General features: G+C 49.5%; 4 protein-coding genes. All 4 read right to left on the reverse strand.

All coding sequences use genetic code 11. The annotated features are described in order from the left end of the window. Positions 1–1,353, reverse strand: a complete 1,353-nt coding sequence (locus BMY09_RS07765; RefSeq protein WP_091356209.1) for a TolC family outer membrane protein — start codon at positions 1,351–1,353, stop codon at positions 1–3. A gap of 35 nt (positions 1,354–1,388) precedes the next feature. After that, positions 1,389–2,870, reverse strand: coding sequence for an HlyD family type I secretion periplasmic adaptor subunit (locus tag BMY09_RS07770; RefSeq protein ID WP_091356212.1), 1,482 nt, complete (start codon positions 2,868–2,870; stop codon positions 1,389–1,391). After that, complete coding sequence (locus BMY09_RS07775) at positions 2,870–5,050, reverse strand: type I secretion system permease/ATPase (RefSeq protein WP_091356215.1); 2,181 nt, start codon at positions 5,048–5,050, stop codon at positions 2,870–2,872. Before BMY09_RS07775 ends, BMY09_RS07770 begins: the two co-directional genes overlap by 1 nt. Before the next feature lie 133 nt (positions 5,051–5,183). Next, positions 5,184–11,075: a Calx-beta domain-containing protein gene (locus BMY09_RS07780; RefSeq protein ID WP_091356218.1), complete on the reverse strand. Its 5,892-nt coding sequence runs from the start codon at positions 11,073–11,075 to the stop codon at positions 5,184–5,186. Positions 11,076–11,086 lie beyond the last annotated feature (11 nt).

Below are 11,086 nucleotides of genomic sequence, written 5' to 3' on the forward strand. Positions count from 1 at the left end.
TTAGTCACGCAGAGCGGAGATCTCTGCCTGGTCTTCGCTGGTCAGGATTGACTCACGATCAAGATTCAGAACGGTCAACAACTCACCCATTGCATTCAGAACCCTGAACTGTGTCATGATACGATCTTTATCGGCTTTAAGAAGCTCTTTACGCGCTTCAAACAGTTCATTCTCTGCATCCAGCAGGTCAACCAGAGTACGGCGCCCCAGCTTAAACTGCTGCTTGTATGCATCCAGCGTTTTCTCAGCTTCAATCACATGCGCTTCCAGAAACTCCATCTGACGTTCCAGCAGCTGGTAGGCGTTCCAGGACAGGCTCATACCTTCAGCCACTTCCCGCTGTGCCCGGTCGCGAATCGCACTGGCCTCCATCAACTGGTAGTACGCTTCTTTCTGACGATAGCTGTCTGCATTACCGTTAAACAGGTTATAACGCATCCGGATCATCGCTGTCAGATCATTGTTATATCCAGCGGCTCCATCAAGATTATTATTCCAGGTGCCTCCCAGTTCCAGACGAACATCTGGATGAAAATCTGAGTCCCGGGTCTTCAGCTGAGCAACAGCGGCATCAACATCAAACTGTGCAGACAACAGTGTCGGATGCACCTTACCCGCTCTTTCAAGTGCCTGCTCATAGGAGACCGGCATATACTGATCCACCGCTGCGGGTTTTACCAGCCCGATCGCTTCCTGTCCGACAACCTTGTAGTAGCGGGCTTTAGCATCAAGAACATTATTATCGGTCGCCAGGTAGTTGGAATGCGCCCGACTCAACCGCCCCTTAACCTGTGACAGATCGGAAGCAGATCCAAGCCCATGCTCTGAACGCTTACGAATACCATCCAGAATCTCTATATGGGATTCCAGGTTAGCTGCCGCCAGAACAGACGCTTCCTGAGCATTAATCACGGTCATGTAAGCGTCAGCAACTTCCAGTGTGGTGTTTTCTGCGACACTCCAGAGCTGATAGCGCTGAGCTTCCGCTTCTGCGGTGGTCCGGTCATTGTCATTTTTAGTCCGCAGACCATCGTACAATAACTGACTCATGGTCAGTGACGCTTCGCCACGCTCCAGATCAACATAGTCGGAGCTGCCGGTTGCCGCACGGGTAGATGGACTATTGGTCCACTCACCGCCCCAGCCCAGCGCGGCATCGACTTTCGGTTTGTAGCCCGCTCTGGACACACCGATCTGCTCGATACGACTCAGATACTGACTTTTTACAATTGCGACTTCAGGTGAATTACCAATCGCAAATGATGTTGCTTCCACCAGAGTCTGCGATGAGACTGTGCCTGACCATGCGAGTAACGTCAGCGCGCACACGCCAACCCTGTTTATCTTACCCATAGAACCGTTCCCCCCGGATAAAGTCCATCTTAACGTTATCGTTCTCGTAAAGCTTGTTGCTGCGCCTTGAAAATAGGCTTCAGCAAATAATCAAGTACACTCTTCTTACCCGTCATAATGTCAACAGTCGCCATCATGCCAGGAATAATTGGCAGGGAGTTGCCTCCTCGCCCAAGATCTGTATTTTCAGTGCGCACCCTGATGAGGTAATAAAGGTTACCCTTCTCATCTTCAATGGTATCTGCACTGATATGCTCCAGTGTACCTTTTAAACCGCCATAGATTGAAAAATCATACGCAGTCAGCCGCACCACAGCACTCAGCCCAGGTCGCAGAAATGCGATATCCTTGGGAGAGATCTTTGCTTCAATCAGCAGATGATCTTCTGTCGGTACGATCTCAACCAGATCCATACCCGGTTGAATAACACCACCGATGGTATTTACCGAAATGGTTTTAATTGTGCCGTGCACTGGTGACACGACTGTTGTCCTGTCTACCCGGTCACGTAAACTCACCTGAGCCTCAGTTTTCTGATTCAGCTGAGCCAGGTTTTCATTCAGTTTCTGTTGGCTTTCACTGCGTGCATTTAACGCGATTTCGCGACGTTTCGCAACCGATTCCTGAATACTTAGCCGCACTTTAGGCAATAACAGTTTTGCTCCTTCAAGTTCCTGTTTGTAGCTATTCAGGTCCCTTTCAAGCTTGATCAGCTCAATCTCAGGAACAACTCCCTGTTCCGCCAGCGGTCGCGTCATTTTCAGTTCACGCAGACTCAGCCGGTAGGAGCGGTCAAGGTGACTGATTTTAGACTCCAGCTCCTTCGCTTCCTGATCACCCTGCTGAATCTGTCGGCCAATAATCTCCAACTGGTTAGTCAGATTGCGCAGATATTCCTCCAGTTGAGACTGCTCCCGCTCTAACAGATCGGGATGGCGTTTCTGCCAGTCTTCATCCATTGAGATAGGCTTAGGCACAATCTTAACCTGCCCCTGCCAGTCACTGTTGACGGCCTCATCGCTGATCTGAATACTAGCCAGTTCTGCCCGGTGACGGGCTATCGATATTTCCAGATAGGCCTGCTCCTGAGCCTGCCCCCTGAAGTCCGATAAAAACCGCGTTTCATCCACACGCAACAGAGGCTGGCCCGCTTCGACCTTATCCCCCTCTTTGACATACAGCTCTTTAAGAATCCCACCTTCGAGATACTGCACAACCTGAATCTGTTGTGAAGGGATCACACTCCCCTGTCCCCGGGTGATCTCATCCAGCTCAGCAAAATAGGCCCAGACGATGGCGACAACCACAAAACACACAACCCCCCAGAGGAGCACGCGTGAACTTCTCGGCGTATCCAGCAATACACTGGCAGCCGCATTATCAATAAAATCATGTAGTTCATCTGCAACCACGGTTTTGTCGCGCCGGGCTTCAGTCACTGCGCTCAGTGCAGTGTTTTCTTTCGAAGAGTTGTCTTCAGCAGAAACCGGCACCCGATCTGTGTGCATATCACCCATCAGGCCTGAGCCTCCCTTTTGGCTTTCTGTTGATTGACGCCTTCGCGTAACCAGTTAACGACTTCAGCCTTAGGACCATCTGCAACAAGACGCCCATTCTCCAAAACAATGATCCGGTCAACCACATCAAGCAGACCTGATTTATGGGTACTCAGAATAACGGTTTTACTCTGATCAAGTAATTTAAGCTGATTCATCAGCCTCACTTCCGACTTTCTATCCAACTGACTGGTAGGTTCGTCCAGCAGCAGTATGGGCGGATCCATCACAATCGCCCGGGCTGCAGCAACAGACTGACGCTGCCCTCCGGATAACTGTCTGCCTCCCTCGCCAACCTGTCGCTCCAGCCCGTCAGGATCATGATTGGTAAATTCGGTTACCCCTCCCCACTCGGCAGCACGCAGCAGATTTTCGTCGCTGGTAAAGGGTGCCCCCATAATAATATTGTCACGGATACTGCCAAAGAAAAGGTGGCTTTCCTGAGTAATACTACCGATATTGCGACGCAGATCTGCCGGGTGAAGTTGTGCGATATTAACACCATCGATCCGAACATCACCTGACGTTGGCTGGTACAGCCCCAGTATCAGTTTTTCCAGCGAGCTTTTACCCGCACCAATTCCGCCAATCAGGGCAACCCGTTCCCCAGGACGGATGACAAAGCTTACCTCATGCAGGGCGTAACTTTGCTGTCCCGGATAGGCAAAGCTGACTTTATCAAACTCGATCTGCCCTTTCAGCTTAGGCCGACTGACATAACTTTTACCCTCTTCTTCTTCAACAGGCATATCCATTACATTATTAATCAGGCTCATTGATGCCTTAGCCTGATTATACCGGGTTGCCAGTAGAGAGAGCTGGGCCAGAGGCTGAACTGCGCGTCCACTCAGCATCACCGATGCAATAATTCCCCCCATACTCAGCTCACCTGCAGCGACCAGATAGACACCCAGCACAACGATACCAACAGTCATCATCTGTTGCATAAAGCCGGAAAGTGTTGAAGCACCATTGGCCAGCTTACGGGTTTGGATATCATGCTGCCCCATCTTGCTGACAGCCTGCTCCCAGATCACCTGATACTGGCTCTGAGCACCATTAATTTTAACCGCCTCAATCCCCGTCAGACCTTCAACCAGAGTGGCCTGTTTTTGCGAAGCAATCTTAGAGGTCAGTTCAATCTGTTTTGCCAGTGGTTTCTGAATATAGAGGCTATAGCCTACCAGAACCACCATAACAAACAGTGGCACCAGGGCCAGTGGGCCACCCACTATCCATATCACCAACAGAAACAGCAGCGCAAAAGGCAGATCTATCAGTGCTCCCAGTGTTGCAGAGGTAATAAATTCACGAATCGTTTCGAACGATTGCAGATTATTAGCGAAAGCCCCCACAGACAGAGGCCGGGCTTCCAGACGGATTCCCATCACTTTGGCAAATATTTTTGCTGATAGTTGCAGATCAAGTTTTTTCCCCGCAACATCAATAAAATATGACCGTAGGTGTTTAAGAATCAGGTCAAAGACGAACACCAATCCAACACCGATCGCCAATACCCAGAGAGAATCGAATGCCAGATTGGGTACGATACGATCATACACATTCATCACAAACAGCGGTGATGCCACAGCAAACAGGTTGATCAGCAAAGAGGCGAGCAGCACATCACGGTAAATCGGCAAAGCGCTGCGGAACGTACTCCAGAACCAATGCCCCTCCCGGGTGTTCAGAACATCAGGACTACGCTGATCAAACTGGTACTTCTTGCGAATATAGAACAGGTGGCCTGAATAGATCTCCTCCAACGATTCTATGCCAATTTCAACCTCACCATCACCGCTCTCCGGCTGCAATATCCGGGCACTACCCGCCTGATGATCAATAGACATCAGAATACAACAGCTATGATTCTTTAACAGTAGTACACAGGGCAGTAGCAACTCATGTATCTTCAGCAACCGCTGGTCAGCCAGCCGCGCAGATAAACCCGCACGCTCAGCTGCACGGGGAAACAATTCCACCGTTAAACGGTTATTGACCAGAGGCAACCCGCTACTGAGAGAGTCTTCAGACGCAGGTGTGCCATAGTACTTACTCAAAAGCACCAGGGCATCCAGCAAAGGGTCAACAAATTGTTCCCGACTGCTGCCAAAAATCCAGTCTGATTGTGGTTGTGTCACTGTTATTTTTTGCCTCAATAAACAAATATTTAGCCGTAGCTATCTGTTTCAAACCCTGACATCAAACAGCTGTTCGATGCTATATGCTAAACAAAAAAACGGGCAGCTCCCTGGAGAGCCACCCGAGTCAGTTTCAGACAATCAGTTTAGACTGATCAATCAACTGATTCAGCAGGTCATTATTAGTTGCGCCCTGATCAATACTCAGATCGGTTTTGAGATCCTGGATACTGACATTGTCCAGCACAATCTCCTGCACAACGTTGCCACCGGCACTATCCTTAACACTCAATACGGCCTCGTTCGATGCATTCTCAGTCAGGCTCAGATAGGACTCAACCACACCAGGATCTGTCATACCCAATGAATCAAGCAGGCCTGAAAGATCAAGCTTATCATCAGCCACAACAAAGTCCTGAATATGATCGCTGGCAGGCATTGCGATAGTCCCCTGATCTCCGCCATTCCAGTCGAAGGTATCAGCCCCGGCACCACCGATCAGCAAATCGTCACCGGCTCCACCAATCAGTATATCGTCACCTAAACCACCAATCAGTATATCGTTGCCTAAACCACCATCCAGGATATCGTTACCAGCGCCGCCATCCAGCGTTTCACCAGAATCAGTCCCTGTGAGAGTCTGATTTTTTCCGATAAGCATTGATAGCGGCTGATTGAGAGAGCTGTCGCCATCACTGTCTTTGACACTGATGATGAAGTTCTCAATGACGTCGGTACCATTACTAACATTCGATGTGTAAGTGAAAGATCCGGTTTCAAAATTCAGATCCATATCACCTTCAGACAATGCGATAGTTTGTATTGGATTTGCTGCGTCATAACTATAGGTTACGCCGTTATAGCTCAGCTCCAGAATATGACCACCATCTGCACCAAACAGTATGCCACTATCACCGTCAGCGCCAAACAAGCTGCCCTCTACAGTCGCCACAGTAGACAGCAATACATCACTCAGGGTCGTAATATCAGCGACAACCTGAGCGTTCTTGCCTGGAATAACCTGAACCATGTCAAGATAACTTGTACTAAGGTTTGTACCGATACCAACAACTTCAAGAGCAATGTTATTGCCATTGATGAAGCTATCCCAGGAATTCAGATAAGTATTATCCAGATAACCTGTATCGACACCATCCTGTGTATTCTGACCTGTTACATCAGTTGGAGTCGTGGTTGTGTCATCATATTCCTTTGTCGGTGCGCCATCGGAGAGGAAGTAAGCAACCGTTTTATCCGCAGCAGGAGCTCCGGCATAACCAGACTCAGTCACGGCCACGGCTGCTTCGTAGTTAGTCCAGCCATCCGTCAGACCTGTAATAGCGGCCCCGTTATACTGAATAGAGCCGGTATCCATGCTCAACAGATTAATATAACTGATTGCATCCGCAGCACTCATCCACCCCAGATTGGCGCCTTGTGTACCGAATAATGTCAGATTGACATTAGCGTTACCCTGAGCCTGATAGGCAGTGATGGTATCAATCATCGCCTGTTTAGCCAGTTCAAATCGAGTGCTACCACCTACAGCTGATGTCATGGAACCGGATATATCCAGAGTCATAATGACATTACTGTCGACTGACTCGGGAACATCGACAGAGACAGCGATGCTATTGTTCACCTGTGGTACATCGTCATGGATCGTTACATCCAGAGTCGAGGTATAAGGCGTACCGCCGGGATCAGTCACCACATAGGTGAAGCTGTCCACAATAGTATCGGTTCCTACAGCAACGATCTCAGGCCCGCTGATTGTAAAGTTATCGATATAGGCATCTTCAAAGTTTGAGCTACTACTATTCAATAACACAACATCAGCCTGTCCCAGATTGTTCAGGGTAATATCGAAAGAGTAAGCCTGAGTGCCTCCAGTGTGAGAGTCATTGATAACATCTGTTCCGTTTACCGTCACAACAAAGTTGTCAGTGCCACCATCCCAGTTAGTCGTTGCTTCAAAATCGAAGGACACTGTTACGGTTTGATTGGCATAATTCTGACCAAAGTCGAACGTTTTGGTTGCGGTATCGTTATTACCATCGATTAGCATCCGGTTGCCGTTAAGAGTAACGTTACTACCGCCCCAGCCATCCAGAGAACCACTAAAGGTATCACTGGCCAGAGTGATGGTATTACCCGTATTTATCAACTGAGTATGATCGACAGCATTAATCAGAGTATAGGTGTAATCACCGGTAGTACTATCGACTACCAGCGTATTGCCCTCTGCCGTAGTAACCGTAATGAGATTACCATTTACGACCGTAGTACCTCCGGCAATACTCAATGTGCTGAGGGATAAACCATTTGGAATCGTATCGTCGGCCAGAATATTACCGGTAACCACTTCACCGGTACCAGCACTGTTTGTGCCATCAGCCATGTCAGCCTCAAAAACGTCTGCCGCATTCGCATTCAATGTCGGCGTCGGTTTCACCTCTCTGCTGACATCAAGAGTGACAATACCAGAGGTAACATCACCGTCGACATCCTGCATGGTAAAGCCGATAGTCTCAGCAAAATCCACCGTAAAGGTTGGATCCGCCTCATAGGAGTAAACACCCGTATCCATATTGATGGTTATCAGGCCACCCAGAGACGTAGTGATGACTACAGAACTATCGTTGATGACATTACTGTCCGCACTATTGGTAATAGTACCGGCGATATTGTCATACGTATAAGTGACTGAATCGATAGTCACCGTGCGTACATGACCATTGCCATCGGCACCAAATCCGCCCGAGGCAAGAGACCCAAACAGATTACCCGGGATAGCAGTAGAAACAGTTGCCAACAGAGAATCGGTCAGAGTTGTCCCTGCAGCCGTTGCATCAATTGCCGGGCGCTCCGTTGCATCAACACCGTTGTAAGCAATCGGCTCGAGAGATGTAACCGCCGCGCCACCAAAACCAACGGCGAAGGAATCAATGTTGTTGTTAGTAACAAAGGTTTCCCATGCGGCCTGGTCACCCGCAGTATCGACCTCATTACCGGAAGTAGGTACACCATCAGAGAGGAAGTAAGATATATTCTTGCCACCTGCGATATAACCGTTTGTTTCGGCAAAAGCGGTCTGTGCTGCTGCCAGGGCTGCATCGTAATTTGTTGCCCCGCCCATATCGGCATCAGTTAAAGCGTTGATATAGGACTTCGCATCGGCGACACTGATCCAGCCACCATCGCCTGGCACAGTTGCTGTACTGCTGAAGTTGACAATCTGAATTGCGGTATAACCCGCATTATCGTAGGAATCCAGCATCGAGATTACTGCTGCCTTCATATTCGCCAGGTTACTACCTGACATACTTCCAGAGAAGTCCAGAACCAGCATAACGTTGGACTGTGCCAGTGGCACCTCAAGCGAGTTGCTCAGATCACCGCTCACTGGGCGGTCATCTTCAATGCGAACATTAAGGCTGGAATTCACAGTATTAGAGCCATCAGAGATAGCAACGCCAAACTGCAGATCCATAATATCCTCTGTACTGTTCACCGGGTGATCAACTGGCGCAAGCAGATTAACGGTGTATGACACACTGTTGTTTGATCCGGAAGAAACAACCGGATCAAGCGTAATCGTCAGAACATCGACCCCGGCAGAGGTACTTCCTGTCAGCGTCTGACTAGCCGCATCCCAGCTCCAGCTATCAACATCATCACCACCAGAGGTAAGGTTGATTGGGTTACCCTCAGACGTAACACTTGTAAGTCCTGTCAGAGACACACTAAACGTACTGCTATCCGAGTCAGTGAAGTTGATAACGCCTGTTGCGAACGCATCATCGGTCGTATCAACCGGATCACCAGTATTATCGATAAGTCCATTTATCAGCCCCTCTTCAGAGACTGAAACGGTATCAACAGAGGTAATCACTGATGGGTCGTCAGTTTCGATCACCGTAATATTGAGATTAGCGGTTGAAGTAGCTGTATCAACCACGGCACCATTCGCCAGCTCCTGAGAGGTAGCCGTTACGACCAGTGTATGAACCTCACTAGCTCCATTCGGCAGATCGGTATAACCGGTATAGCTCAGGTTATCCAGATTCCAGCTGGTCACATCAACGCTGGTATTACCTGCAGTAGCCGTAAAGCTATTAGTGCCATCGGTCAACACTGAACCGTCAGGAATAGAGGAGATAACAATACTGCTAAGCACTTCAGAACCATCGGTATCGACCAAAGCAGAATCGACAGCCGTCAATTTGATCGGAGTACCTTCATACCCTTTATTCAGCTCTACAGGATAATAACCACCATCACTGCCGGACGTCAGAATCAGATCTGAATGCTGTCCCTGAGCGGCATCTACCGCATCAATACCGGTGTACATATTAACCGCAGCAGTATCGAATGGCTGACTTGCACCACCATTAACACTGACGTTAACCGACAGGTCACCTGCACCAATATGGTTGTAGATATACATCTCGAAGGTGTAGTAGCCGGCTGATGCCGCAGTAAAGTCGCCATAGGTAGATACAGTACCGGATCCCACCGCTGCAGTACCTACAGTAGACGTATCGTAGTCTCCATAGGCATCTCCAGTGGTATCAATCAATGTAGTACCACCGAGCTCTATGCGGAAAGCATCATCGGAATAACCATTGAACGACAGGGTTGTACCCGCTTCAAGATAAATAACACCTGTAGTGACTTCGAGATTATCGACAGGAATATTATCTACACCATTACCGCCATCGCGATAAGGCTGAGTTTCGACAGTCGCTGTGCCGCCGATCAGACCATCAGCAATCGTTTCAATCGTACTGCTATCGATTGTGGCCGGACTGATCCCCACATTGGTATAAACTGTTTTAACCAGACCTTCGGAAGCCGGAACGGTAATCAGATCAACAAGATCAACACCACCACTGGTCTGTGTGCCATCGACGGTGAGTGTCGGAGCATCAGCGACCGGAGTGACATCGATCGTCAGCGTCGCAGGAGTCACGCTCCAGTTAACACCGTCGGACACACTGAAGGTAATGCTGTCGTAGTCATTTAACTGATCGCCCTCACCCGCAGCACTATAGCTGTCATAACCGGAATCATGCAGAGCAGGCTCAAAGGTCAGCAAACCGATATCAGTACTGCTTATCTCATTGCTACCCGCATTAAAGCTGGCCAGGTTCGCAGCCGTAATCTCGACGCCATTGAAGAACAGCGTGCCATCAGTTGGCAGAGACTCAATCCGAACAGCCTGTAAAGTATTACCGGTATCAACATCACTGAAACCGAAGTCAGCAGCACTAAACGTCAGTGTTGTGTCTTCCAGAGTTGAAGCGCTGCTGTTAACAGCATCAGGTGTATGGTCATCATCAGTGATAGTACCTGTTCCGGTTGCACTGCTGTTTGTAGTGCTGCCGCCGGTAACCGTTGCTGTCAGATCGAAACTTTCAGGGCCTTCAACCAGGGCATCCTGCACGGTAGCAGAACGAACCTGAAGGGTTGTTGTGCCAGGCGCAAAGCTGAGATCACCTGAAACAGGTTCCCACAAACCAGACCCCGTATTGAAGTATTCAAGAGCCGGACTGTAATCAGTGGTATCCGTTGCGCTGCCAGTATCAACTGTCGCAACACTGAAGCTGACCGTCTCAAGACTCGGGTTACTCAGACTGATAATGAACTCCATCTGTCCACCTTCACCCTCAGTTGGGCTACTGACAGACAGCGTTGGAACGTCATTATCAGGTGTTCCCGGACCGGTTGGGTCGAATGGACCCGGGCCAGTGCCGTCATCCAGGATAGTACCGGTGGCGGTGGCATCCGCTATGGTGCTGCCCGCTGAGTTGTTGCTCAGGGTCGCAGTGAAGGTCTCACCACCTTCATAGATACCGTCCTGTGTGGTCTGCACAGTGAAGGTCTGGCTGGTCACGCCGGGCGCAAAGGTCAGCGTACCGCTGTTGCCAGTGAAGTCATTGGCTTCGGCGCTATCACCTGCCCCAATGCTGGTGGCAAAGTCGATGGTCTGGGCATCCGCCGCATCCCCGCTCCGGGTCACGGTGAAGGTCA

This window comes from Amphritea atlantica (assembly GCF_900111095.1).
Classification (GTDB): Bacteria; Pseudomonadota; Gammaproteobacteria; order Pseudomonadales; family Balneatricaceae; genus Amphritea; species Amphritea atlantica.

Excerpts from the sequence above, each read along its gene's own strand:
- BMY09_RS07765 (WP_091356209.1), bottom strand. The coding sequence starts at position 1,353 with ATGGGTAAGATAAACAGGGTTGGCGTGTGCGCGCTGACGTTACTCGCA.
- BMY09_RS07770 (WP_091356212.1), bottom strand. The coding sequence starts at position 2,870 with ATGGGTGATATGCACACAGATCGGGTGCCGGTTTCTGCTGAAGACAAC.